At 74.3% G+C, this 23714-nt stretch carries 24 protein-coding genes; 12 read left to right on the top strand and 12 right to left on the bottom strand.

Features of this window, described 5'->3' with window-relative positions:
- Positions 1 to 42: 42 nt before the first annotated feature.
- The 3 genes from ACYVHQ_RS12225 to ACYVHQ_RS12215 form a co-directional block, all read right to left on the bottom strand.
- Entirely contained in the window at positions 43 to 861 is an 819-nt protein-coding gene (locus ACYVHQ_RS12225) for a LuxR C-terminal-related transcriptional regulator (protein WP_460513425.1), read from the bottom strand.
- Between the two features lie 84 nt (positions 862 to 945).
- Positions 946 to 1638 (bottom strand): potassium channel family protein, encoded by a 693-nt coding sequence (locus tag ACYVHQ_RS12220; RefSeq protein ID WP_460513423.1) that lies wholly within the window; start codon positions 1636 to 1638, stop codon positions 946 to 948.
- The gene (locus ACYVHQ_RS12215; protein WP_460513421.1) at positions 1631 to 2983 is read right to left on the bottom strand and encodes a TrkH family potassium uptake protein; all 1353 of its coding nucleotides are present in this window, start codon (positions 2981 to 2983) and stop codon (positions 1631 to 1633) included. The genes ACYVHQ_RS12220 and ACYVHQ_RS12215 overlap by 8 nt, the downstream gene beginning before the upstream one ends.
- A gap of 182 nt (positions 2984 to 3165) precedes the next feature.
- Here ACYVHQ_RS12215 and hxlB point away from each other — a divergent pair, with 182 nt between their 5' ends.
- The 3 genes from hxlB to ACYVHQ_RS12200 all read left to right on the top strand — a co-directional run bounded on the left by hxlB (position 3166) and on the right by ACYVHQ_RS12200 (position 4981).
- On the top strand, positions 3166 to 3759 hold the full coding sequence (gene hxlB, locus ACYVHQ_RS12210) for a 6-phospho-3-hexuloisomerase (RefSeq protein ID WP_460513419.1): 594 nt from the start codon (positions 3166 to 3168) through the stop codon (positions 3757 to 3759).
- A 94-nt stretch (positions 3760 to 3853) separates the two neighbouring features.
- Positions 3854 to 4477 (top strand): 3-hexulose-6-phosphate synthase, encoded by a 624-nt coding sequence (gene hxlA, locus ACYVHQ_RS12205; protein ID WP_460513417.1) that lies wholly within the window; start codon positions 3854 to 3856, stop codon positions 4475 to 4477.
- A gap of 129 nt (positions 4478 to 4606) precedes the next feature.
- Positions 4607 to 4981, top strand: a complete 375-nt coding sequence (locus ACYVHQ_RS12200) for a hypothetical protein (RefSeq protein ID WP_460513415.1) — start codon at positions 4607 to 4609, stop codon at positions 4979 to 4981.
- 149 nt (positions 4982 to 5130) lie between these two features.
- On the opposite strand, the gene ACYVHQ_RS12195 is transcribed toward ACYVHQ_RS12200, so the two are convergent.
- Entirely contained in the window at positions 5131 to 6582 is a 1452-nt protein-coding gene (locus ACYVHQ_RS12195) for a DHA2 family efflux MFS transporter permease subunit (protein WP_460513413.1), read from the bottom strand.
- Between the two features lie 53 nt (positions 6583 to 6635).
- Here ACYVHQ_RS12195 and ACYVHQ_RS12190 point away from each other — a divergent pair, with 53 nt between their 5' ends.
- Positions 6636 to 7217: a TetR family transcriptional regulator gene (locus ACYVHQ_RS12190; RefSeq protein WP_460513411.1), complete on the top strand. Its 582-nt coding sequence runs from the start codon at positions 6636 to 6638 to the stop codon at positions 7215 to 7217.
- A 162-nt stretch (positions 7218 to 7379) separates the two neighbouring features.
- On the opposite strand, the gene ykgO is transcribed toward ACYVHQ_RS12190, so the two are convergent.
- Positions 7380 to 7502, bottom strand: a complete 123-nt coding sequence (gene ykgO, locus ACYVHQ_RS12185; protein WP_460513585.1) for a type B 50S ribosomal protein L36 — start codon at positions 7500 to 7502, stop codon at positions 7380 to 7382.
- Between the two features lie 69 nt (positions 7503 to 7571).
- Between ykgO and ACYVHQ_RS12180 the strand changes: the two genes are divergently transcribed.
- Positions 7572 to 8711 carry a GTP-binding protein gene (locus tag ACYVHQ_RS12180; RefSeq protein WP_460513410.1) on the top strand — a complete coding sequence of 380 codons (1140 nt, stop codon included), beginning with the start codon at positions 7572 to 7574 and terminating at the stop codon, positions 8709 to 8711.
- Between the two features lie 100 nt (positions 8712 to 8811).
- Here the strand turns inward: ACYVHQ_RS12180 and ACYVHQ_RS12175 are convergent, their stop codons facing one another.
- From ACYVHQ_RS12175 to ACYVHQ_RS12165, 3 genes are all read right to left on the bottom strand, one after another.
- Positions 8812 to 9000 (bottom strand): hypothetical protein, encoded by a 189-nt coding sequence (locus ACYVHQ_RS12175; protein WP_460513408.1) that lies wholly within the window; start codon positions 8998 to 9000, stop codon positions 8812 to 8814.
- 314 nt (positions 9001 to 9314) lie between these two features.
- On the bottom strand, positions 9315 to 11072 hold the full coding sequence (locus tag ACYVHQ_RS12170; RefSeq protein WP_460513406.1) for an MDR family MFS transporter: 1758 nt from the start codon (positions 11070 to 11072) through the stop codon (positions 9315 to 9317).
- Positions 11069 to 11842, bottom strand: coding sequence for a TetR/AcrR family transcriptional regulator (locus ACYVHQ_RS12165; protein WP_460513404.1), 774 nt, complete (start codon positions 11840 to 11842; stop codon positions 11069 to 11071). The genes ACYVHQ_RS12170 and ACYVHQ_RS12165 overlap by 4 nt, the downstream gene beginning before the upstream one ends.
- Before the next feature lie 365 nt (positions 11843 to 12207).
- Here ACYVHQ_RS12165 and ACYVHQ_RS12160 point away from each other — a divergent pair, with 365 nt between their 5' ends.
- From ACYVHQ_RS12160 to ACYVHQ_RS12145, 4 genes are read left to right on the top strand one after another with little or no spacing between them, the layout of a single operon-like run.
- Entirely contained in the window at positions 12208 to 13089 is an 882-nt protein-coding gene (locus tag ACYVHQ_RS12160; RefSeq protein WP_460513402.1) for a hypothetical protein, read from the top strand.
- The gene (locus ACYVHQ_RS12155; protein WP_460513400.1) at positions 13086 to 13529 is read left to right on the top strand and encodes a phage holin family protein; all 444 of its coding nucleotides are present in this window, start codon (positions 13086 to 13088) and stop codon (positions 13527 to 13529) included. The genes ACYVHQ_RS12160 and ACYVHQ_RS12155 overlap by 4 nt, the downstream gene beginning before the upstream one ends.
- Positions 13526 to 14143, top strand: a complete 618-nt coding sequence (locus ACYVHQ_RS12150) for a DUF3618 domain-containing protein (RefSeq protein ID WP_460513398.1) — start codon at positions 13526 to 13528, stop codon at positions 14141 to 14143. The genes ACYVHQ_RS12155 and ACYVHQ_RS12150 overlap by 4 nt, the downstream gene beginning before the upstream one ends.
- A 3-nt stretch (positions 14144 to 14146) precedes the next feature.
- On the top strand, positions 14147 to 15028 hold the full coding sequence (locus tag ACYVHQ_RS12145; protein WP_460513396.1) for a manganese catalase: 882 nt from the start codon (positions 14147 to 14149) through the stop codon (positions 15026 to 15028).
- Positions 15029 to 15140: 112 nt separating this feature from the next.
- Here ACYVHQ_RS12145 and ACYVHQ_RS12140 read toward each other — a convergent pair whose 3' ends face one another.
- Complete coding sequence (locus ACYVHQ_RS12140; RefSeq protein WP_460513394.1) at positions 15141 to 16331, bottom strand: mannosyltransferase family protein; 1191 nt, start codon at positions 16329 to 16331, stop codon at positions 15141 to 15143.
- An 83-nt stretch (positions 16332 to 16414) separates the two neighbouring features.
- Here ACYVHQ_RS12140 and ACYVHQ_RS12135 point away from each other — a divergent pair, with 83 nt between their 5' ends.
- Both ACYVHQ_RS12135 and ACYVHQ_RS12130 read left to right on the top strand, forming a co-directional pair.
- A complete protein-coding gene (locus ACYVHQ_RS12135) occupies positions 16415 to 17194 on the top strand; it encodes a glycosyltransferase family 2 protein (RefSeq protein ID WP_460513393.1) in 780 nt (259 codons plus the stop codon).
- A gap of 631 nt (positions 17195 to 17825) precedes the next feature.
- Positions 17826 to 18755, top strand: a complete 930-nt coding sequence (locus tag ACYVHQ_RS12130) for a hypothetical protein (protein ID WP_460513391.1) — start codon at positions 17826 to 17828, stop codon at positions 18753 to 18755.
- A gap of 94 nt (positions 18756 to 18849) precedes the next feature.
- Here the strand turns inward: ACYVHQ_RS12130 and ACYVHQ_RS12125 are convergent, their stop codons facing one another.
- The gene (locus ACYVHQ_RS12125) at positions 18850 to 19635 is read right to left on the bottom strand and encodes a hypothetical protein (protein ID WP_460513389.1); all 786 of its coding nucleotides are present in this window, start codon (positions 19633 to 19635) and stop codon (positions 18850 to 18852) included.
- A gap of 224 nt (positions 19636 to 19859) precedes the next feature.
- Between ACYVHQ_RS12125 and ACYVHQ_RS12120 the strand changes: the two genes are divergently transcribed.
- Positions 19860 to 20129, top strand: coding sequence for a hypothetical protein (locus ACYVHQ_RS12120; RefSeq protein ID WP_460513387.1), 270 nt, complete (start codon positions 19860 to 19862; stop codon positions 20127 to 20129).
- Positions 20130 to 20316: 187 nt separating this feature from the next.
- Here the strand turns inward: ACYVHQ_RS12120 and ACYVHQ_RS12115 are convergent, their stop codons facing one another.
- Positions 20317 to 22827, bottom strand: a complete 2511-nt coding sequence (locus ACYVHQ_RS12115; protein WP_460513385.1) for a glycoside hydrolase family 65 protein — start codon at positions 22825 to 22827, stop codon at positions 20317 to 20319.
- The gene (locus ACYVHQ_RS12110) at positions 22824 to 23579 is read right to left on the bottom strand and encodes an HAD family hydrolase (protein WP_460513383.1); all 756 of its coding nucleotides are present in this window, start codon (positions 23577 to 23579) and stop codon (positions 22824 to 22826) included. The genes ACYVHQ_RS12115 and ACYVHQ_RS12110 overlap by 4 nt, the downstream gene beginning before the upstream one ends.
- Positions 23580 to 23714 lie beyond the last annotated feature (135 nt).

Genomic DNA, 23714 nt, shown 5'->3' with positions numbered 1-23714 from the left:
CGGGCTGCCGGCCCGAACGCACAGGAGGCTCCCAGGGGCGCCTCATCCGCCCGTGGCGGCGGCCAGTGCGGCGAGCTCGGACCGCGTGCGCGCCCCCAGCTTGCGCAGCAGGTTCGAGACGTGGAACTTCACGGTGTGCTCGCTGATCCCCAGATCCGCGGCGACGTCGCGGTTGCGCGCCCCCGAGGCGACGAGCCGGAGCACCTCGCGCTCGCGCTCGCTGAGCGACGCGGTCTCGGCCCACCCCTCGGGCACGGGCGGCGGGTCGAGCGGCAGCGTGATCGTCACGTCCGAGCCCCAGCCCGGCGTCGACGAGGCGCCCAGCGTGCCGTGCAGGGCCGACACGTGCTCGGCGATCGGGCGCAGGGCGTCGTCGTGCACGGTGACCTCGCCCCGACCGTCGTCACGGATGCCGATGAGCAGGTTGCGGCCGTCGCAGTCCCACTGGATCCGCACGCGACGGGCGTCGCCCGCGTCCACGATGCCGAGCACGGCGTTCCGCACCACGGCCCGGGCGGCGTGCGCGACCTCGCCGGGCAGGGCGCGACCCGTCGCGGGCGGCTCGACGAACTGCACGTCGAGGTCGCCGAAGCGCACGAGCGGTCGCAGGTCGCTGCGGAGCCGCGCGAAGGCCCCGACCACGGGCTCGAGGAGCTCGTCGCGCCTCCTGTCGGTGCGCGTGCGGAGCTCGACGAGCGCCGACGCCGCCACGTCGATCGCCTCGGCACGCGCCCCGCGGTCGTCGAGCCGGCCGGAGCGCAGCACGGCCAGCAGCGACTCGAGCGTCACCGCGTGGCGGTCGAGGAGGTCGGCGACGTCGCGCGCGTGCTCCACGGCGAGGGAGCGGGTCGGGTCGGGCACCCGGTCACCCTAACCGCGCCCCCTGCGGGGCGGGCGGGGCAGGAGGCGCGGGCCGGGCCCGGCGGGCGGCCCGCGCCGGGCGGGTCAGCGGGCCGCGCAGAACTCCTCGGTGCGGCGGACAGGGCCCATGACGATCACGGTGTCGCCCGCCCGGGGCACGGTGTCGGCCCCGGCCGGGACCCAGGCGCCGTCCTGCGACTTGATCTTCACGACCGTCACGCCGAAGCGACGCCGCGGCGCCGTGTCCTCGAGGCGCTTGCCGACGAACTCCGCCGGCACGATCGTCTTCGCGACGACCAGGTCGTCGTCGAACTCGACGTAGTCGAGCATCGAGCCGCGCACGAGGTGCGCGACGCGGCGCCCCATGTCGGCCTCCGGGTACACGACGTGGTCGATGCCGAGCTGCTCGAGGATCAGCCCGTGCTGCGGGTTGATCGCCTTCGCCCAGATCGAGGGCACGCCCATCCGCCGCAGCAGCGACGCGGTGAGGATGCTCGCCTGGATGTCGGTGCCGATCCCGATGACGACGCGGTCGAAGTCGCTGATGCCGAGCTGGTCGAGCGCCTCCTGCCGGGTGCTGTCGGCGCGCACGACGTGGGTGAGCACGCCGTTGAAGGTCTGCACGATGTCCTCGTCGGCGTCGACGCCGAGGACCTCGGTGCCCGAGCGGGCGAGCTCGGCCGCGAGCGAGCCGCCGAAGCGGCCCAGGCCGACGACGACGACCGAGCGGGCGTCGCCGCCGGAGCGGTGGCGCTGGGAGAACGGGTTGCTAACCAATGATCGGACGCTCCTTCGGGAGTTCGTAGTGCCGGGACGGTCGGGTCAGCGCCAGCGTCGACCCCAGGGCCACCGGGCCCAGCCGCCCGATGAACATCAGCGCCACCAGGATGCCCTGCGCGGCGGGCGGCAACGACGCCGTGATCCCCGTCGAGAGCCCCACCGTGGCGAACGCGCTGATCACCTCGAAGAGGACCCGGTCGAGGCCGAGCCCGGTCATGAGCATGATCGCCAGGCTCGAGCCGACGACGAGGGCGACCGACAGCAGGGCCACCGTGAGGGCCTCGCGGTGCGTCGAGCGCGGCAGGCGACGACGGAACATGTTGACCGCCGTGTCGCCGCGCAGCTCGGCGACGACGATGAAGAACAGCACCGCGAAGGTCGTGACCTTGAGCCCGCCCGCGGTGCCCGCCGGACCGCCGCCGATGAACATGAGGACGTCGGTCACCAGCCACGACGCCGGGTGCATGCCGCCGATGTCGATGTTGTTGAACCCTGCCGTGCGCGGCATGACCGCGGCCGTGAACCCGGCCAGGAGGCGGTCGCGCGGGGCGAGGGCGCCGAGCGTCGCCGGGTTCGACCACTCGAGCACGGTGAGCACGACGGTGCCGACGACGAGCAGCACGAGCGTCGCCACGACCACCGTGACGGTGTTGAGGGTCCACGACCGCGGCCAGCGGACGCGTCGGCGGAGCTCCATGATCACGGGGAACCCCAGCCCGCCCAGGATGATCGCACCGCAGATCGGCAGGCAGATCCAGGGGTCGGTGGCGTACGAGACGAGGCTGTCGCTGAACAGGGCGAAGCCGGCGTTGTTGAAGGCGGAGACGGCGTGGAAGACGCCGAGCCAGACGCCGCGGCCGAGGCCGACGTCGTAGGCGAGGACCCACCGGGCCGCGAGCAGCACGGCCACGACGGCCTGCACGACGAGCGTGATGAGCGCGACGCCCCGCAGCACGCGACGCACGTCGCCCACCGCGACCGTGTGCGACTCGCTCACGGCGGTCAACCGGGTGCGCAGGCCCAGGCGCCGGGCGACGAGCAGGCCGAGCAGGGTCGCCGCCGACATGACCCCGAAGCCGCCGACCTGGATGAGCAGGAGGATCACCACCTGCCCGAACGGCGACCAGAAGGTCGGGGTGTCGACGATGACGTGCCCCGTGACGCAGAGCGCGCTCGTCGCCGTGAAGAGGGCCTCCATCAGCGACGCGCGCTGCCCGGTGGCCGTGGCGAACGGCAGCGACAGCAGGGCCGTCCCGACGAGCACGCCGATCGCGAACGCGGTGGCGACGACCTGGGCGGGCCTCGCGAACGCGGCGACCCGGGCACGCAGTCCTCCGCGCACGGCCCCTCGCTCTCGTCGCTCTCGTCGTGACGGGCCGGTGCCGACGGCACGGGTCCCCGGACGCGATCCTACGACCACCGACCGCCTGCCCTCCGACCACCCCGCCACCTGCCCGAACGGGCAGGTGCGACCGGTCGCACGGGCGGCGACCCGCCCAGGCGCGCAGGAGCAGGCTGGGGAGCATGACGACACCTGACACGGCCCGGCCCGACGCGTCGCCCGTCGACTCCCTCACCGCCGTCGCGGCGGAGCTCGCCGGCGTCGTCGAGCGCGTCGCCGACGACCAGGGCGACGCGCTCGACGCGCTCGCCGCCGCCGTCGGGGGAGCGCCCCGCGTCTTCGTGCACGGCACCGGCCGCAGCGGGCTCGCCCTCCAGATGACCGCCATGCGGCTCATGCACCTCGGCTTCACCGTCCACGTCGTCGGCGAGGTCACGAGCCCCGCGCTCGCCGAGGGCGACCTGCTGCTCACCGCGAGCGGCTCCGGCACCACGGGCGGCATCGTCCGCGCCGCCGAGACCGCCCGCGACGTCGGCGCGCGCGTCGCCGCGCTCACCACCGACGCCGGGTCGCCGCTCGCCGACCTGGCCGAGGTCGTCGTCGTCGTGCCCGCCGCCGGCAAGCAGGACCGCTCCGGCCAGGCCAGCGCCCAGTACGCGGGCAGCCTGTTCGAGCAGGCCGTGGTCCTGCTCGGCGACGCCCTGTTCGACGCGCTCTGGCACCGCTCCGGGGCCACCGCCGACGAGCTGTGGCCGCGCCACGCCAACGTCGAGTGACCCGCCGGGGCGCCACCCGACCCCCTCGTCCCCGCGGGACGGCCGACCGGCCGGTCCGCGACTCCTGACCCACCCACCGACAGAAGGAACCCTCATGCAGCTGCAGTTCGCCATGGACACCCTGACCACCGACGCCGCCCTCGAGCTGGCCGCCGCCGCGGCGCCCAGCGTCGACATCATCGAGCTCGGCACCCCGCTCATCAAGGCCGAGGGCTTCCGCGCGATCACCGCGATCAAGCAGGCCCACCCCGACAAGATCGTCTTCGCCGACCTCAAGACCATGGACGCCGGCGAGCTCGAGGCGGGCGAGGCCTTCAAGGCCGGTGCCGACCTCGTCACCGTGCTCGGCGTCGCCGGCGACAGCACCATCGCGGGCGCCGTCAAGGCCGCGAAGGAGCAGGGCAAGGGCATCGTCGTCGACCTCATCGGCTCGCCCGACAAGGCCGCCCGCGCGGCCGAGGTCGTCGCGCTCGGCGCCGAGTTCGTCGAGATGCACGCGGGCCTCGACGAGCAGGCCGAGGAGGGCTTCACGTTCTCCACGCTCCTCGACGAGGGCACGAAGTCCGGCGTGGCCTTCTCCGTCGCCGGCGGCGTGAAGGTCGACACCATCGCCTCGGTGCAGGAGGCCGGTGCCCGCGTCGCCGTCGCCGGTGCCGCGATCTACGGTGCCGACGACGTCGCGGCCGCCGCCGCCGAGCTGCGCGCCGCCATCAAGTAGCGCCCCCGCACCACCACGACGACGCCCGGTCGGTCCGCTCGGACCGGCCGGGCGTCGTCGCGCGCGGGTCGGGGCGCCGGGAGTACCGTCGTGGCCCTGGCCCTCCGGGCCGTACCGACAGGAGACCCCGTGACCGACCCCCGACCCGATCCCCTCGCCCAGGCGGCGAAGAGGGTCCGCGACGCCATCGACCGTGCCGACGGGATCCCCGCCGAGGGCAAGGGCCTGCTGCGCGACCTGACCGACCGGGCCGAGACCGCCGTCCACGCCGTCGCCGACCGGGCCGAGACGGTCGTCCACGTCGCCGCCGACCGTGCCGAGGACGTCGTCCACGCGGCCGCCGACACCGGTCGCGACCTCGCCGAGACCGCGGGCATCGCGGCCCTCGAGGCCTCCGACCAGCTCAGGAGGCAGGCCGAGCGTCGCACCCGCACCGTCGCCCTCGTCGGTGGCGGCCTCGTCGCCGTGCTCACCGTGCTGCTCGTCGCCTCGCGCCGCCGCTGAGGTCGGACCGGGCCGGGGCGCGGCCCGGGTGCGCCGCACGACGGGGCGGGTCGCGCCTCCTGCCCTCCCGGTGCCACCGCCGCACGCACCGACGCCCGGTGCCGATCGTCGGATCTGCCCCGGGCGTCGTGCGTGGGGAGGCGTGCCGGTCAGCCGAGGTGGACGGCGGGACCGGAGGGCAGGAGGTCCTCCTTGCGCCCCCGGATCATCAGCGCGCTGATCGGTGCGGCCAGCAGCACGGCCACCCCCGCGCCGATGAACGCCGCCGAGTAGCCGTCGACGAGCGCGCCGAGGCCCGCCGCGCTGCTGGACGCCTCGGCCGAGGCGTAGAGGTTGGTGAAGACCGCGAGCCCGACCGAGCCGCCGATCTGCATCATCGCCTGCGAGGTCGCGCTCGCCGCCCCCGACTCGTGCGGCGCGACGCCCGCGAGGGCGAGGTTCTGGACGGGCACGAAGATGCCGGCGAGGCCGAGGCCGAGCACGATCAGCGGGGGCAGCACCTCGACGGCGTAGGCACCGTCGGGCGTGATCGCCGAGAGCCAGAACAGGCCGATCGCGGCGACGACGGGCCCGGCGATCATGAGCGGGCGCGGGCCGATCGCGGGCAGCGCCTTCGTGAGCAACGGGGCGGCGACCATGATGACGGCGGTCATCGGCAGCGACGCGAGGCCGGCCTCGAGCGGCCCGAAGCCGAGCACGATCTGCAGGTGGAAGGTCAGGTAGAGCAGGGCGCCGATCATGACGCTGCCCACGAGCAGCTGCACGAGGAACGCCCCTCCGCGGACGCGGTGCGCGAGCACGCTCAGCGGCAGCAGCGGGTGGTCGCTGCGGTGCTCGACGAGCACGAAGAGGGCCAGCAGGCCCGCGCCGAGGGCGATGAAGCCGAGGACGACGGGGTCGCCCCAGCCCTCCTCCGCCTGGGTGAAGCCGTAGACGAGCGAGGCGAGGCCGAGCGCGACGACGACGGTGCCGACGAGGTCGAGGCGCGTGTCGCCCTCGGCCTTGCTCTCCTTCACGACGAACCAGGCGGCGACGATCGCCACGAGCACGATCGGCACGTTGACGAGCAGGCACCAGCGCCACGAGGCGAACTCGGTGAGCACGCCGCCGAGGACGAGGCCGACCGCGGCGCCCGCGCCCGAGACGGCGCCGAAGACGGCGAACGCGGTGTTGCGCTCGCGGCCGTGCGTGAAGGTCGTCGTGAGGACCGCGAGGGCGGCCGGGGCGAGCAGGGCCGCGAAGGCGCCCTGCAGGGCGCGCGCGACGACGAGCAGCTCGCCCGTGGCGACGAGGCCGCCGAAGGCCGAGGCGGCGCCGAAGCCGATCATGCCGACGATGAAGGTGCGCTTGCGGCCCCAGAAGTCGGCGATGCGACCGCCGAGCAGCAGGAGGGCGCCGAAGGCGAGCGCGTAGGCCGTGACGACCCACTGGCGGCCCCCGTCGGAGAGGCCGAGCTCCTCCTGCGCCTGGGGCAGGGCGATGTTGACGATGGTGCCGTCGAGGACGACGACGAGCTGCGCGAGGGCGACGATGAGGAGCGTCCACCAGCGGCGGGAGGACGCCGTGGTGGAGGCGGGGGCGGAGGAGAGCGTTGAGGTCACCGGTGCACTCTACCAACCAACCGGTTGGTAGTCGAGTGCGCTATCGTCGGCGCATGGTCCACGACGCAGGGGCGACCCGCCGGCACATCCTCGACGCAGCGACCGGCGAGTTCTCCCGCCACGGCCTCGCCGGAGCCCGCGTCGACCGCATCGCCGCCGCCGCCGGCTGCAGCAAGGAGCGGCTCTACGCCCACGTCGGCGACAAGACGGCGCTCTTCGGGGCCGTGCTCGACGCCTCCTTCGCGTCCCTCGGCGAGGCCGCCGCGTCCGTGCGCGCCGACACCGCGGAGGACTTCGCCGTCGCACTGTTCGACCACTTCGTCGAGCACCCCGAGAACCAGCGCCTGCTCGACTGGGCCCGCCTCGAGGAGCAGTACGACTGGGCGGCCTCGGCGCCCGTCCTGGGCGACACGCGTCGCGCGGTCCTGCAGCGCCTCGACGAGCTCGGCGCCGCCCCGGCAGGAGGCGCGTGGAACGTCGACGACGTCTTCGCCCTCGTCCTCGCCCTGGCCACCGCGTGGGCGCACCTGCCCGGTGGCGGGGAGGGGGCGGACGGTGGTGCCGGGCCCGTGCTGCCGCCCGTCGCGCACCGGCGGGAGCTCGTGCGCGAGGCCGTGCGCCGCCTCACCCGCTGACGCGACCGCCCGGGTCGCCCGGCCGCCCAGCCGCCCAGCCCGCCCAGCCGCCCGGCCGAGTTGCCCGCATCGGGGCAACGGGGCTGCCGAGTCGCCCCCATCGGGGCAACGGGGCTGCCGAGTGGCCCGATCGGGGCGGCACAGCGCTCGGCCGCGGCGAGCTCAGCCCTGGCGGGCCTTGAAGCGCGGGTCGCGCTTGTTGATGACGAACGTGCGGCCCCGACGGCGCACGATCTGGGCGCCCGGGATCTTCTTCAGGGCCTTGAGCGAGTTGCGGACCTTCACGGTGCCTCCTGTCGTGCCGCCGGCCGTTCCGACGTGCACATGAGAACCATTATCACTTAGAGTCGGGGCATGTCCTCGTCGTCCCCCGCCCCGATGTCCCTCCCGCAGGCCGACGGCGTCGCCGTCACGCTCGTCGCCGGTGCGCACGCCGTCGACGTCTCCGCCGTGGCGGCCGCCGTCCGCGGGCCTCGCGCCGACCTCCTGCACTCCGGCCAGCTCGAGCTCGTCGAGGGCGGCGAGGCCGTGGTCGACGCCCGTCGCCTCGACCCGCGCCGTCGCGCCCGGGTCGACGCCCACCTCGTCGCCGACGCCGTGGCCGAGCACGTCGCGTCCCTCCTCGACGAGGGCAGGAGGCGCGGGGTCGTCGTCGAGGTCCCGGTCACCGCCGACGCGCGCAGCGTGGCCCTGCTCACCGGGCGCCTGCTCGAGGACGTCGTCGCCGAGCACGATCCCGGGCGCGCCGTCGAGCACGCGACCCAGCGCACGGCGGGCCTCCGGCACGTCGTCTCGGTCGTGCGCGCGGCGGAGCTCGCCGACCTGGTGCTCGGGCGTCGCGACGACTCGTTCCTCGAGGCCGAGCGCGTCGCGGACCTCGTCGAGCACGCGACGGTCGTCGTGCTGACGGGCCTCGCCGGGCTGCCCTCCGACGAGCGCGACCTGGTCGTCGAGCTCGTGCACCGGCTCGCCCCGTGCGCGCTCGTCCTCGACGCGGGCGTCGTGCTCAGCGGGGCGTCCCTGCCCGAGCGGGGCGACGTGCCGGGGCTCGCCTCGGCGGCCGGGTGGATGCGCGAGCTCTCCGGCGCCGGGGGCCTGCCGCTCGTCGGGGCGACGGTGCGGACGTGGACCTTCCGCGACCCGCGCCCGTTCCACACCGAGCGGCTGGCCCTGGCGGTCGACGTCGACCTGGTGCCCGAGCGGGTCGGTCGGGTCCTGCGCTCGAAGGGCTTCGTGCACCTCGCGACGCGGCCCGACCGCATCGGCGGCTGGTCGAGCGTGGGGGCGCTGCTCAGCCTCGACCCGAGCGTGCTGCGCGCGTTCGAGGCCGATGCTCCCCTCGGGCAGGAGCTCGTGTTCTACGGCACCGACCTCCGCGTCGACGTGCTCGAGGAGGTGCTCGCCTCCTGCCTGCTCACCCCCGCCGAACTGCTCGCGGGGCCCGAGGCGTGGCGCACGGGCGCCGACCCCTTCCCGCGCTGGCCCGGCGAGTGACCCCGCTGGGCCGGTCCCCAGCCGGGCGCCCCCGAGCCTCCTGCCCGCGAACGAAGTGACCCGAACTGCTGCTCCCGGGTGCAGGAGGCCGCAGTTCGGGTCACCTCGATGGTCGCTCGCGCTCGCGCTCGTGCTCGCGCTCGTGCTCGTACTCGTGCTCGTGCTCGTGCTCGTGCTCGTGCTCGTGCGGCCCGGCCCGGCCCGGCTCGACCCGGCCCGGGCCTCCTGTCGGCGAACGAGGTGACCCGAACTGCTGCTCCCGGGTGCAGGAGGCCGCAGTTCGGGTCACCTCGATGGTCGCTCGTGCTCGTGCTCGTGCTCGTGCTCGCGCGGCGCGGCCCGGCCCGGCTCGGCTCGACGCGGCCCCGCTCAGCCAGGGCCTCCTACTGACGAACGATGTGACCCGAACTGCTGCTCCCGGGTCTGGGAGGCCGCAGTTCGGGTCACATCGTGACGTCACGGAGCGCGCGCCCGGGCGCAGCAGCCCGGGCGCAGCAGCCCGGGCGCAGCAGCCCGGGCGCAGCAGCCCGAGCGCAGCAGCCCGAGGGCAAGAGCCCGAGCGCAGCAGCCCGGCCCAGGAGGCCCGGGCGCAGGAGGCTCGGGTCAGGCCCGGTGGTCCCCGTCTGCGTCCGCCTCCGTGTCCCCGTCGGCGGCGTCGGTCCCGGCCAGCGGGGCCACGGGCGCGCCGGTGGCGACGGCGCCCGCGGTGGCGGCCTCCGCCTCCGGCCGGGCTCCGCGTCGTGCGGTGCGGGCACCGCGCTGCTCGCGCTCGAGCGCCTCGGCCTCGTCGCCCGACAGGGCCTCGCCGCGCTGCACCATGCCGGCGGTGTCGCTCAGCGTGATCTGCGGCAGGAACAGCGAGAGCACGAACGCGACCGCGATGAACGGCACGAGGTACCAGAACACGGGCGCGAGGGCGTCGGCGTAGGCGGTGACGATGAGGTCGCGCACGGCGTCGGGCAGCTGGGCCAGCGTCGACGGGTCGAGGGTCGACGTGGCGGCGTCGGCGTCGGCGGGGCTCGCACCGGACTGCGTGAACGCGCTCCGCAGGTTCTCGCTGAGGCGGCTCGTGAAGAGGGCCCCGAAGACGGCGACGCCGATCGCGGCCCCGACCTCGCGGAAGTAGTTGTTCGTGCTGGTCGCCGTGCCGACGTTCTCGGCGGGGACCGCGTTCTGCGCGACGAGCACCACGACCTGCATGATGAGGCCGAGCCCCGCGCCGAAGACGAACAGGTAGGCGCAGATGAGCCAGAGCGGGGTGTCGGCGGCGAGGGTCGTCATGCAGAGCATGGCGACGCCGACGAGCAGCGTGCCGACGATCGGGAACGCGCGGTACCGGCCCGTCCTGGTGATGAGCAGGCCCGACAGGACCGACGAGCCGATCAGCCCGACCATCATGGGCAGCAGCAGGAGGCCCGACACGGCCGCCGAGGTCCCGCTCGCCATCTGCAGGAACGTGGGCACGAACGCGATCGCGGCGAACATGCCGACGCCGAGCACGAAGCCGATCCCGGTGGCGGTGAGGAACACGCGGTTGCGGAAGAGCGACAGCGGGATGATCGGGTCGTCGGCGCGCGATTCCGCCAGCACGAAGGCGGAGGCCGCGACGAGCAGCCCGGCACCCCACGCCCAGGTCTCGGGGGCGCTCCAGCCGTGGTCGGCGTTGCCGCCGAACTCGGTGAAGAACACGAGGCAGGTCGTGGCGATCGAGAGCGTGAGCACGCCCAGCACGTCGATCCGCTTCGTGGCGCGCTTGCTCGGGAGGGTGAGGGCGAGCCAGGCGATCGCGAAGGCGGCGATGCCGACGGGGATGTTGATGTAGAAGGCCCAGCGCCAGGTGAGGTGGTCCACGAAGAAGCCGCCGAGCAGGGGGCCGCCGATGGCCGAGAGGCCGAACACGGCACCGAGGGGACCGAGGTACTTGCCGCGCTCGCTGGCCGGCACGATGTCGGCGATGATCGCCTGCGACAGGATCATGAGCCCGCCGCCGCCGAGGCCCTGCAGCGCGCGGAAGACGACGAACGCCCAGAAGTCGCCCGCGAAGGCGCACCCGACGCTGGCGAGGGTGAAGATCGCGATCGCGACGAGGAACAGGCTGCGGCGGCCGAGCACGTCGCCGAACTTGCCGTAGACGGGCATGACGAGGGTCGTCGCGAGGATGTACGCGGTCGTGATCCAGGCCTGGTGCTCGACGCCGCCGAGGTCGCCGACGATCGTCGGCATGGCGGTCGAGACGATGGTCTGGTCGAGGCTCGACAGGAGCATGCCCGCGATGAGCGCGGAGAAGATGATCCAGATGCGCCGCTGGGTGAGGAGGAAGGGCGTGCCGTCCTTCGTGGCGGGTGTGGTGGCGGTGCTCATGGCTGCTGGTCGGCGCCTTCCGGTCGGTCCGTGCGGGGTGCGGGGGAGGAGAGCTGGGGGACCACGGCGAGGTGCCGGGCGAGGATCGCGGCGAAGGTCGGGTCGGGAGCGCCGGAGGCCCGGGTCGGGTCCGCGGCGCCGGTCGCCCGGGTCGGGTCGGTCGCGCCGGCGGGGTCGCCCGTGTCGGCGGGGTCGCTCGCGTCGGTGGGCGGCGGCTCGTCGGCGAGGAACTGCTCGACGGCGCGCGTGATGAGCGCGGCGCCGAGCGTCACGACGGTGTCGAGGCGGGGATCGGCGGGGTCGAGGCCCTCACGGCGGGCCAGGGCGACGACGAAGCGGTGCCGCTGCGCCTCGCCGGCGCGCATGACCTCGCCGAGCAGGCGGGGCTCGCGGTCGAGCGCGGCCCGGAAGTCGACGGCCTGCGAGCGCGTGAGGCCGATCTGGGCCAGGTGGTCCACCGCCAGGTCGGCGAGGTCCTGCAGCGCCGTCGACAGGGGAGGTGCCCCGGCGGGCGGTCGTGCGGCGGCCCAGGCGTCGAGCACCGCGTCGTCGTCGTCGACGGCGCGGCCGACGACGACGTCGTCCTTCGTGGCGAAGTGGTTGAAGAACGTGCGGCGCGAGACGCCGACGGCCGTGCAGAGCTCGTCGATCGTGAAGCCCGAGAGGCCGACCTCGGCGGTGCGACGTCGCGCCTCGGCGGTGAGGTCGTGGCGCAGCCGGACGGTGCGCAGCCGCACCGCGCCGAGCGGTGGTCGCGGGGTCTCGGTCATGGTCCTCCGGTCGGTCGTCGCGGTCGGCGACGTCGCCGGGGGCCGGGTGGCCCACGGAGCATGATTGCACCCTGGGGCTCAGAGTGCAAGAAGTGGCGCGATGCTGCAGACGGGCGGGTCCGTCGACGACGGGCGTTCCCGCACGCCCGTCGACGACGCACCCGCCCGCTTCTCAGCTCCAGTCCGGCCCGGTCCTGCCCTGCGGGGGTGCATAGCCCGTCGGGGCCGCGCGTGTCAAGGGTCCCGCCTCCTGTACCCCTCCGGCCCTTGTCTGTGAGGCCGACGCTCGCGCAGGGGACAGCGTGGGTGATCCGCACGAACAGCGCACGGATCCCCTCGTGCGCACCGTCTCGAGAGGAACGCCCATGACCGACACCACGCCGAACGCACCGCGGACGCCGCTGTACGACACCACCGGTGGCGACCCGCTGGCCGGCCGCCCCGTGCACGCCGGTGGCACCGACGAGCCCCTGATCACCGAGAGCTACGTGCCCGTGCCCCCGACCGGAGGCACGACGGGCTCCGGTTCGACCGCCAGCGGCTCCGGCTCGTCCGGCTCCGGCAAGGCCGACGCCGCCAAGGGCAAGGCCGACGCCGCCAAGGGCGAGGCCAAGGCCGTCGCCGGCGATGCCGCCCAGGCCGCGGGCGAGACCGTCGGCTCCGCCGCGGAGCAGGCCAAGGCCGTCGCCGGCGAGGCGACCGGACAGGCCAAGCAGCTCTTCGGTCAGGCGACCGGCGAGCTCCGCGACCAGGCCGGTCAGCAGCAGCAGCGCGTCGCCGAGGGCCTCCGCACCGTCGGTGGCGAGCTCAGCGACATGGCCGAGAAGAGCGACTCCTCCGGTCTCGCCGGCGAGGTCGTCCGCAACCTCTCCGGTCGCGCCCACTCGGTGGCCGGCTGGCTCGAGGGCCGCGACCCGGGCTCGCTGCTCGACGACGTCAAGCAGTACGCCGCCCGCAAGCCCGGCACGTTCATCGCCATCGCCGCGGTCTCCGGCCTCTTCGCCGGCCGCGTCGTGAAGTCGCTCACCGCCGAGGCCAAGGCCCAGCACGAGTCGACCACCGGCACCGGCACCACCGGGGCGTCCGCGTCGACCGGCACCAGCGCCTCCGGCACGCACGTCCAGGGCACGACCGCCGGGGGCAGTGCCGCCGGCGTCGGCCCCGTGGCCGGCGAGTACGACGTCGTCGAGACGGGCACCGTCCCCGGCTCCGACGACCGCTCGACGCGGGGAGGTGCTGCACTGTGACCGACCCCCTCACGCCGCGGTCCGCCCCGGGCGGGCCCACCCCTGACGAGCGTGCCGCCACGACGTCGCTCGGCGACCTCCTCAGCGAGGTCACCGGCGACATCTCGACCCTGTTCCGGCAGGAGGTCGAGCTCGCGAAGGCCGAGATCAGCACGTCCGCCAAGAAGGCCGGCAAGGGCGCGGGCATGTTCGGCGGGGCGGGCCTCACCGGCCTCTTCGCCCTGCTGTTCCTGAGCCTCGCCGCGATGTGGGGCCTCGGAGCCCTCATCGGCCTCGGCTGGTCGTCGCTCATCATCGCGGTCGTCTACGCCGTCGTCGCGCTCGTGCTGTTCCTCCGGGGACGCAAGGAGCTGAAGGACATCAAGGGTGCGCCCAAGACCGCCGAGACCCTCAAGAAGATCCCCGAGACCGTCAAGCCGCACACAGGAGGACGAGCATGAGCACCACCGACACCACCGCCCACGGCGCAGCCGACGACCGGGACCGCACCCCGGAGCAGATCCGCGCCGACATCGAGCGCACCCGCGCCGGGCTCGGCCAGGACGTCGACGCCCTCGCCGACAAGGTCAGCCCCGCCAGCATCGCCCACCGCCAGACCGAGAAGGTCAAGGGCCGCTTCGCCAACGTCAAGGAGTCCGTCATGGGCGCAGCTCACCACGGGACCTCGTCGGTCTCCGACCACGCCTCGGGTGCCACCGACGCCGTCAAGGGCGCGCCCGGCCAGGCCGTGCAGAAGGCCAAGGGCAACCCCCTCGCCGTGGGCCTCATCGCCTTCGGCGCCGGCTGGCTCGTGTCGTCGCTGATCCCCGCTTCCGACAAGGAGCAGGAGCTCGTGTCGCAGGCCAAGGACAAGGCGGCGCCGCTCGTCGACGAGGCCAAGCACGCCGCGCAGGACGTCGCCCAGAACCTCAAGGAGCCCGCGCAGGAGGCCTTCGACAAGGTCAAGGGCACCGCTCAGGACGCCGCCGGCACCGTCAAGGACCAGGCTCAGTCCAGCGCGTCCGACGTGCGCGAGAGCGCCCAGGGCTCGGCCGACTCGGTCAAGGGGGCCTGACGCATGTTCTTCCACAAGCAGGAGCTCCAGCACTCCGCGACGCCGGACGCCCCCGACGCCGTCTACGCCCGCAAGCTGCAGGAGGTGCTCGGCGGCCAGTACGGCGAGATCACCATCGCCATGCAGTACGGCTTCCAGGCCTGGAACACGCACATCCCCGGCAAGTACCGCGACCTGCTGTTCGGCATCGCGGCCGAGGAGTTCGGCCACGTCGAGATGCTCGCCATCATGATCTCGCAGCTGCTCGAGAAGGCCCCGATCGGCCTGACCGACGAGGCCGTGCAGAACGACCCGGTCATGGCGGCGGTCATCGGCGGCACCGACGTGCAGCAGGCCATCGTGGCCGGTGCGGGCGCCCGCCCGGTCGACAGCATGGGCAACCCCTGGCAGGGCTCGTTCATCACGTCGAGCGGCAACCTGCTCGCCGACTTCACCTCGAACGCCAACGGCGAGATGCAGGGCCGCCTCCAAGCCGCGCGTCTGTACCACATGACCGACGACAAGGGCGTGAAGGACCTCCTGAGCTTCCTCATCGCCCGCGACACCATGCACCAGAACCAGTGGATGGCCGCCATCCAGGAGCTGCAGGAGGACGGCATCGAGTCGCTGCCCGTCCCCAGCACGTTCCCGCAGTCGAAGGAGGACCAGGAGGTCAACTACCAGTACCTCAACTTCTCCGACGGCGCCGCCGCCAAGGAGGGCTCGTGGGCCTCCGGCCCCAGCCCCGACGGCAAGGGCGAGTTCACGTACCACGACGGCCCGACGACGACGGCCCCCCTGCCGGCACCGACGACGCCCGACGAGCGCTTCCACGGCACCACCGGCAAGCCGCCGCTGCTGGAGAAGACCAAGGGCGCCGTCAAGGACGCCCTGCACAAGGGCTAGGCAGCCCGAGCGCGACCAGGAGGCGCGTCGTCCCGACCAGGGGCGGCGCGCCTCCCGTGCGTCCCGGCCCGGGCGGGCGTCGTGCCTCCTGCCGTCGCGCCCGCACCCCGCGTCAGGGCGGCCAGACCACCCAGAGCAGCAGCACCACGACCGGCTGCAGGGCCAGGCAGGTGCCGAGCACGACGAGCGCACGGCGTCGCGACGCGGAGAGCCAGGGCTGGCCGAACAGCGGCGACAGCGGCAGCAGCATGCGGAAGGTGCTGTGCTGCGGCAGGAACACCGCGACGAGGTAGCCGACGTGCGCGCCCGTCCAGAGCAGGAGCGTCTCGCCCATCTTCCGGGTGCGGAACAGCACCGCCCACGCCATCGCTCCGAGGCCGACGACGACCAGCACGGGCCCCACCGGGCCCAGCCACTGCGACGCCATGACGAACCACGGCGTGAACGGGACGAAGGCGCCCTCGTGGTCGACGTAGGAGCGCCACCACGCGGTCTCGGTGAGCAGGTAGGCACCGGAGGTCCCGGTCACGAGGTCCGCCACGACCGGCCAGGCGAGCCCCGCGGCGGTCGTCACGACCACCGTCGACCAGATCGCCAGGTGCTCGCGGAGCGGCGGCCGCTCGCCCCGCACCAGGCGCAGCACCGTCGACACCACGAGCACGGCCGAGAGCGCCAGCGCCCCCGGACGCGTCGCCGCCGCCAGGACGGTCAGCACCGTGAACGCGGCCAGGCGGCGCCGGTCGAGCGCGAGCAGCGCCCCGAACGTGAACAGCAGCGCCAGGCTCTCGGCGTAGGTGGCCTGCAGCACCACCGAGAACGGGTTCGCGCAGAAGAAGACCGTGCCCCAGGCGGCCGCGCGCGGGCCGACCCGACGCACCAGCAGGCGGTGCAGGACCACCGCGGCCGCGCCTCCTGCGACGACCGAGACGGCGACGCCGGCCACCTCGAACGACAGCCCCGTGAGGCCCGTGAGCGCACGCACCACGCCGGGGTAGAGCGCCAGGAACGCCCACGCGTTCTTGACGACGCGGCCCTCGTCGTCGGTCGGCAGCTCGGTCGGGTAGCCCTGCGTCGCGATCTCGCGGAACCACAGGCCGTCCCACGACGACAGCAGCCCGAGCACGCCCGTGCCGCCGTCGGCCTCGCGGGCGGACCAGCCGCGGGTGCTCACCTCGACGACCGCGACGACGAGGGTCGTGACGATCCGCGAGGCGACCCAGAGCAGCAGCACGGCCAGCCAGGGGCGGGTGCGCAGCGCGGACAGGGAACGCGGGGCCGGAGGGGCGTCGACGGTGTCCGGCACCGGCCCATCCTGCCCGACCCTCCTGGGGCGACACCTGTACCCCCGCGCAGGTTCCCCGCCCTGGCGTCGGGCAGTCTGGGCACATGCCCCCCGCGCCCGCCGACGCCCCCACCGCTCGGCGCACCCGGCCCACGATCTCCGTGGTCGTGCCCTGCAAGGACGACGCGGCGTTCCTCCGGGTCTGCCTCGCCGCGCTCGCCGCCCAGACGCGACCCGCCGACGAGGTCGTCGTAGTCGACAACGGGTCCACCGACGACAGCGCGGCCGTGGCCCGCGCCGGCGGTGCGCGCGTCGTGCAGGAGGCGCGTCCCGGCATCCCCGCGGCCTCCGCGGCCGGGTACGACGCCGCCACCGGCGACCTCCTCGCCCGCATCGACGCCGACTGCGTGCCCGCCCCCGACTGGCTCGAGCGCGTCGAGGCCCGCTTCGTCGCCGACCCCCGGCTCGACGCCCTCACCGGAGGCGGGGTCTTCACCGACGGCCACCCCCGCTGGCGCGTGCCCGGGGCACGGCTCTACCTCGGCGCCTACGTGGCGACCGTGTGGCTCGCGCTCGGCCACGTGCCGCTCTTCGGCTCGAACTGCGCCCTCCGCCGGGCCGCGTGGCTCGACGTGCGCGACGAGGTCCACCGCTGGGACCCCCTCGTGCACGACGACATGGACCTCTCCTTCCACCTCGGCCCGGGGCGCCGGATCCGCTGGGACCGCACCCTGCGCATGGGCATCTCCGCGCGTCCGTTCCGCCGCGGCGCCGGGCTCGGGCTGCGCGTGCGGCGCGGCTTCCGCTCGATCTGGGTGCACTGGCCGCACGACCTGCCCTGGCTGCGCTACGTGCGCCGGGTGCGCGCCGCCCTGCCCCGCTGACGCGCCCGCCCGCGCCTCCTGCGCCCGCGTGCGCGGTGCGCCCGCGCGCGCCCGTGCGCCGGTGCGCCTGTGCGCCCCCGCCCGCGCCTCGTACCTCTAGGGCGGTGGCTTTCTCGCATCGCGGGGCGAAGTTCTGCACCGTCGTGCGAGAAGTCCACCGCGTTGCGGAGCTGGGGGCCGGCCCGGCCCGCCGCCGGGCACCCGCACCTCCTGCCCCTCGGCCCGTGCGCCTGCCCGTGAGTGCCTGCCCCCGCGTCCCGCGCGGGCCTGCCCCGCGTCCCGCGCCTCCTGCCCCTGCCCGCGCCCGCTGCCCCTAGCGCGGTGGCTTTCTCGCACCGCGGCGCGAACTTCTGCGCCGTCGTGCGAGAAGTCCACCGCGTTGCGGAGACGGCGGGCCGGCCCGCGCCCGGGCACCCGCACCTCCTGCCCCGCGTCCCGCGCCCGCTGCCCCTAGCGCGGTGGCTTTCTCGTACCGCGGTGCGAACTTCTGCGCCGTCGTGCGAGAAGTCCACCGCGTCGAGCGAGCGGCGGGCGGCTGGGCGGGAGTGCCTCGTGCGGCGGGCAGGGCTGCGCGGGCTCAGGCTGTGGAGAACGCGAGGCACGCCGGACCAGGATCGGGCACAGTGCTCGGGTGCACGACGAGACGCTGCCCGCCCTGATCGAGATCGCCGCCTTCGGCGCGGATCCCCGTGGCGCCGCGGGCATCCGGCGTCGTGCGGCCGCCGGCGAGCTGCTCCGCGTGCACCCGGGCACGTTCGTCGTGGCCGACGAGCTGCGGGCCTTGTCCCCGCGACGGCAGCACGTGGTCCGAGCGACCGCCGCCCTGGGACGCGCCGACCACCGGTTCGTGGCCAGCCACGGGACCGCGGCGGCGGTGCACGCCCTCCCGCGCCTCGGCGACTGGCCGGACCGGGTCCACGTCACCGACCCGGAGGCGCGCGTGGCGACCGTGGACGTGCACGTCACGAAGCACGCGGGCCCGCTCGACCGCGCCCACGTCACGGAGGTGCGGGGGCTGCGGGTCACGACCCCATTGCGGACGGCGCTCGACCTGGCCTGCTCGGAGGAGCACCGCGAGGCCGTCGTCGCGCTCGACGACCTGCTGCACCGCGGGCTCGTCCGCAGGGACGAGCTCCTCGTCGGGCTCGAGCGCCACCACCGCCGTCGCGGTCGAGCGGCGGCCGCCTCGGCGATCCACGCCGCGGACGCCCTCGCCGAGTCGCCCGGCGAGACCCTGTGCCGCCTCGTGCTCGCGCAGCTGGGCGCGCCGGCGCCCGTGCTGCAGCAGGGGTTCGTCGTCGAGGGGCGCAGGGTCCGCGTCGACTTCTGGTTCCCGGAGCAGGGCGTCGTGCTCGAGTTCGACGGTCACGAGAAGTACGCGGGGCAGCGGCTGCTGCGGGGCCGCGCCCCCGCGGACGTCGTGGTCGACGAGAAGCGCCGCGAGGACGGGCTGCGCCGACTGCCCGAGGTGCGCGGCTTCGCGCGCTGCCGCTGGTGGCACCTCGTGGACCCGCGACGCCTGCGCACGCTGCTGGTCGAGGCGGGGGTGCCCTGCCGCTGACCGCGAGGGCCGAAGCGCCGGGACGCGGGGCGCAGGAGGCGCGGGGCGAGCAGGAGGCGCGGGGCGCGGCGGGCGCGGGGCGCGCCTCCTGCGCTCAGTCGGTGCCGTCGATGCCGCCGAGGCGCTCGAGAACCCCGGTGAGGATCGTGCCGGCCGCGTCGGGCAGCACGTGGTGGTTGAGGTAGATGCCCTCGAGCCAGCCGAGGACCTCGTCGGCGGGGAGGCCGACGGCCTGCCAGTCGACGTCGGCCAGGGCCGCGGTGACGGGTTCGTCGGTCGCAGGATCGAGCCAGGCGTGAGCGATCGGGCGGTCGGGGGTGCCCGAGCCGGCGTTCCAGAGCAGCACGATGGGGTGGTCGTCGACGTGCTCGCCCGTCTCGAGGTGCTCGTGCTCGACGGCACCGGAGCCCAGCCACGGCAGGGTCAGCAGCTCGCCCTCGATGTCGACCTCGACGAGGTCGAGCGCCGTCGGCTCGTCGACCTCGCAGACCCAGAGGTCGTACCCGGCGTCGTACCAGGCGGCGGCGTCGTCGACGTCGTCGAAGAGGTCGGGCATGCGCTGGTGCACGTCGGCGAGGAGCGCCCTCGACCAGGCCAGCAGGACGCCGGTGTCGTCGCCCGGCCAGGGGCTGCGCGTGGTGTCGCTGCCGTCGACGTCGTGGAAGTGGTGCTCGACGCCGGTGGACGTCGTCTCGAGGTGGACCTGGCCGGTCTCGTAACCGACGTAGAGCACGCTCTGCGAGGTCTCGTCGTCCCACTCGGCGAACAGGTTCGGCTTGCCCAGCGCTGTCGGCAGGGGCAGGGTCGCGGCCGGTCGGGGTCCCAGCGCGAAGACGCCGCGGAACCGTCGCGTGGGCAGTCGCAGGCTCATGTCCGTCACGTCGTGGTGCTCCTTCGGGTCCGGCTCCCAGGCTAGACGACGGGCCGCCCGCCGAGGACCTGTCCGCTTTGCGCACACCGATCCGGGCTGGCTAGAAGTTCTAGGCATGTGTCGCCCAAGATGGTGCCACCACCGGTCCACGCCGGTGGAGCACCGGTTCACGGCGGTGCGAACAGCACGCAGGTCCACCTTCGAGGCACGCAGGGGCCAGGAACGAGAAGACCATGAACACCAGGACGCCGCTCTCCGCGCGACAGTTGCAGCACCTCTCCCACGAGCAGCTCGTGGGCCACCTCCGCTCGACCCTCGGCGACGCCACGGGCCTGTCGCGCCGCGAGGTCTCCAGCTTCTACGTCCGCGACGAGCGCGTGCCGGTGGTGCGCATCGGAGCGTACCCGAAGCGTCGCCCCACCGGCCGGCTCGTGGTGCGCCCGGTCGAGCCCACCTACGAGGACTTCCTCCGCGAGCCGGCCGCGTACGCGGTGTCCGCGTAGTCCGACTTGGCCGCGGACGGCCGAAGGGGCCGACGCCCACCACTTGGTGGGCGTCGGCCCCTTCGTCGTCCGCCGGTGCGGCACGCGAGCTGACCGCGTGCCACCGCCGGGCACGGGAGGCGCGGAACGTGCTGGAGGCGCCCTACCGAGCTCCCCGCGTGCTGCCGCGGGCAGGAGGCGCGGCCCCCTACGAGGCCGCCTCGCCCTGGCCCTCGATGCGGTCCACCGAGATCGTCGGGATCGACGCCGTGATGACCGAGCCGTCGGCGCGGAGGGTGCCGCGGAGGTCGCTCGTGGTCGGCGCGGCGGAGCGGAGCCGCACGCCCTGGTGCTCGAGCGGGACCGTGACGGGCCGTCCGGGGGCGACGACGACGTGCTCGTCGCGCACCTGGACCTCGAGCTCGTCGCCGGCCTCGATCTCGAGCGAGATGCTCTCGGGGCGGACCTCGACGCGCATCCTGCTGCCCCGCACGGTGACGGGGAACGCGAGGCGCGGCCAGTCGTCGGGCAGGCGCGGGTCGAACGTGATGCGTCCCTCGTGGTCGCGCAGGCCCGCGAAGCCGTGCACGAGGGCGCTCCAGATGCCGCCCGTGGAGGCCACGTGCACGCCGTCCGCGGTGTTGCGGTGCAGGTCGGCGAGGTCGACGTACAGCGACGACAGGAAGTACGCCAGCGCGAGGTCGTGGTGGCCGACCTCGGCCGCGATGATCGACTGCACGACGCCCGACAGGGTCGAGTCGCCCGTCGTGAGCGCGTCGTAGTACTCGAAGTCGCGCCGCTTCTCGGCGGCGGTGAACTCGTGCCCCTGGAGGAACAGCGCGAGCACGACGTCGGCCTGCTTGAGCACCTGGAACCGGTAGATCACCAGCGGGTGGTAGTGCAGCAGCAGGGGGCGCTTGCTCTCGGGCGTCTTCTCGAGGTCCCAGAGCTCCTTGTCGAGGAACTGCGCGTCCTGCGGGTGGATGCCGCGGTGCGCGTCGAACGGGATCTCCATGGCGTCGGCCGCGCGCTGCCACTCGAGCAGCTCGTGCTCCTCGAGGCCGGTGCGGGCGACCATGCGCGCGTAGGCGGCGGGGTCGCGCACGGCGAGCTCCTCGCAGGCCCGAGCCGCGTCGCGGAGGTTCGCCCGCGCCATGACGTTCGTGTAGAGGTTGTCGTCGACGACCGTCGTGTACTCGTCGGGCCCGGTGACCCCGTCGATGTGGAACTTCTTGTCGCCGTTGGAGCGCCAGAAGCCCAGGTCGGCCCACAGTCGGGCGGTCTCGACGAGGATGTCGATCGCGCCGAGGGCCAGGAACTGCTGGTCGCCGGTGGTCGCGACGTACTGCGTGAGCGCGTGCGCGATGTCGGCGTCGATGTGGTACTGCGCCGTGCCGGCCGCGTAGTAGGCGCTCGACTCGAGCCCGTTGATCGTCCGCCAGGGGAACAGGGCGCCCCGCTGGTTGAGCTCGCGGGCCCGGTCGCGCGCGGCGTCGAGCATGCCGTGGCGGAACCGCAGCGCGTTGCGCGCGACGTTCGGCGCCGTGTACGTGAGGAACGGCAGGACGTAGATCTCGGTGTCCCAGAAGTAGTGCCCGCCGTAGCCGGAGCCGCTGACGCCCTTGGCGGCGACGCCCTGGCCGTCGGTGCGGGCGGTCGCCTGCGCGAGCTGGAAGAGGTTCCAGCGGGTGGCCTGCTGCACCTCGGGGTGCCCGTCGACGGCGATGTCCGACCGTCGCCAGTAGTCGTCGAGCCACTCGCGCTGCGCCTCGAAGACGTCGTCGACCGGCGTCTCGCGGGCGCGGTCGAGGGTGCGGTCGCAGCGGTCGCCGAGCTCGCGCGGGGGCACGCCGCGCGAGGTGTGGTACGTCACGAGCTTCGTGAGCCGGATCGGCTGCCCAGCCCTCGCGCGCACGCGGTAGACGTGCTTGGCGAGGTCGTCGTCGATCTGCGAGCTCTCCTGGTACTCGTTCTCCGTCTCGACGTGGTGCTCGACGCCGACCGCGATGGTCATGCCGGAGTTCGTCGTCTGGTAGCCGAGCACGGACCGCGGCCCCTGGGTCCGCTTGAGCAGCGGCTGCAGCACGCGCTCCGTGAGCGTCTCGCCCCGGCGCGGGTCGAAGGCCGCGGCGGCGGCGCGCATGCCCGAGTGGTACTCGTCGTGGATGTCCTGGCGGTTGAGCACCTGGCTGGAGAGCAGGACGGACGCGTCGGCGTCGAGGAGGGTCACCTCGTAGTCGAGCACGGCGAGGTGGCGGTCGGTGAGCGACACGAGGCGGCGCGAACGCACGCGGACGAGCTTGCCCGAGGGGGTGCGGAACTCGAGCTCGCGCACGAGGACCCCGTCACGGAAGTCGAGGCGGCGGGAGTACTTCAGCACGTCGGCCTCGGAGAGCACGAAGGGCTCGTCGTCGACGTAGAGGCGGATCACCTTGGCGTCGGGGACGTTGACGATCGTCTGGCCGACCTGGGCGAAGCCGAAGGCCTCCTCCGCGTGGCGGATGCGCCAGGTCTCGTGGAACCCGTTGACGTAGGTGCCGTAGGTCTCGCCGCCCCGGCCCTCGTCGAGGTTGCCGCGCATGCCCAGGTAGCCGTTGCCGACCGCGAAGATCGTCTCGGCGTGGCCCTGCCCGCGCGGGGCGAACTCGGTCTCGACGAGCGCCCACTCGTCGACGGGGAACCGGTGGCGGTCGAGCGGGTCCTCGACGATGCGCTTCACGCGGCACCGCCCAGCGACGCGGTGAGCTCGGCGAGGTCGTCGACGACGACGTCGGCCCCGGCGGCGAGCAGGGCGTCGTGCCCGACGCCGCGGTCGACGCCGACGACGAGCCCGAAGGGTCCGGCGGCGCCGGCGGCGACGCCGGAGGTGGCGTCCTCGACGACGGCGCAGGAGGCCGGGTCCAGCCCGAGCAGGCGGGCCCCGTCGAGGTACGTGTCGGGCGCGGGCTTGCCGGCCAGGCGGTCGCGCGCGGCGACGACGCCGTCGACGACGACCTCGAAGCGGTCGCGGAGCCCGGCGGCCTCGAGCACCGAGGTCGCGTTCGCGGAGCTCGAGACGACGGCGACGGCGTAGCCGGCGTCGATCGCGGCGTCGAGGAACGCCACGGACCCCGGGTAGGGCGAGACGCCGCTCTCGGCGAGCTCGGCCGAGAACGCCGCGTTCTTGCGGTTGCCGAGCCCGCACACCGTCTCGGCGTCGGGGGAGTCGTCGGGCGTGCCCTGGGGCAGGTCGAGGCCTCGGGCGGCGAGCAGGTCGCGCACGCCGTCGTAGCGGGGCTTGCCGTCGACGTGCTCGAAGTAGTCGGCCTCGGTGTACGGGGCGACGCCGGCCTGCGCGAGGTAGGGGGTGAACAGGCGCGACCAGGCGCGCATGTGCACCTCGGCGGTCGGCGTGAGCACGCCGTCGAGGTCGAACAGGAGGCCGCGGAGGCCGCCGAGCGCGTCGAGGGTGCGGGTGGGGGTGGGTGTCACGAGGCGGGGGCCCTCCGTCGGGGAGCGGACATGTTCCGTGGGTCGTCGTCGCTCCACGTGCGACAGCGAGCGTACCGCCGCACTCCCCGGTGGGGAATGCGCGTCCCGGTTGACCTGTTGATGCGGTGACACGTC

The organism is Frigoribacterium salinisoli (genome assembly GCF_054781095.1).
The sequence above is the reverse complement of the archived record's forward strand: the minus strand, read 5'-3'. Positions and strand labels throughout refer to the sequence as shown.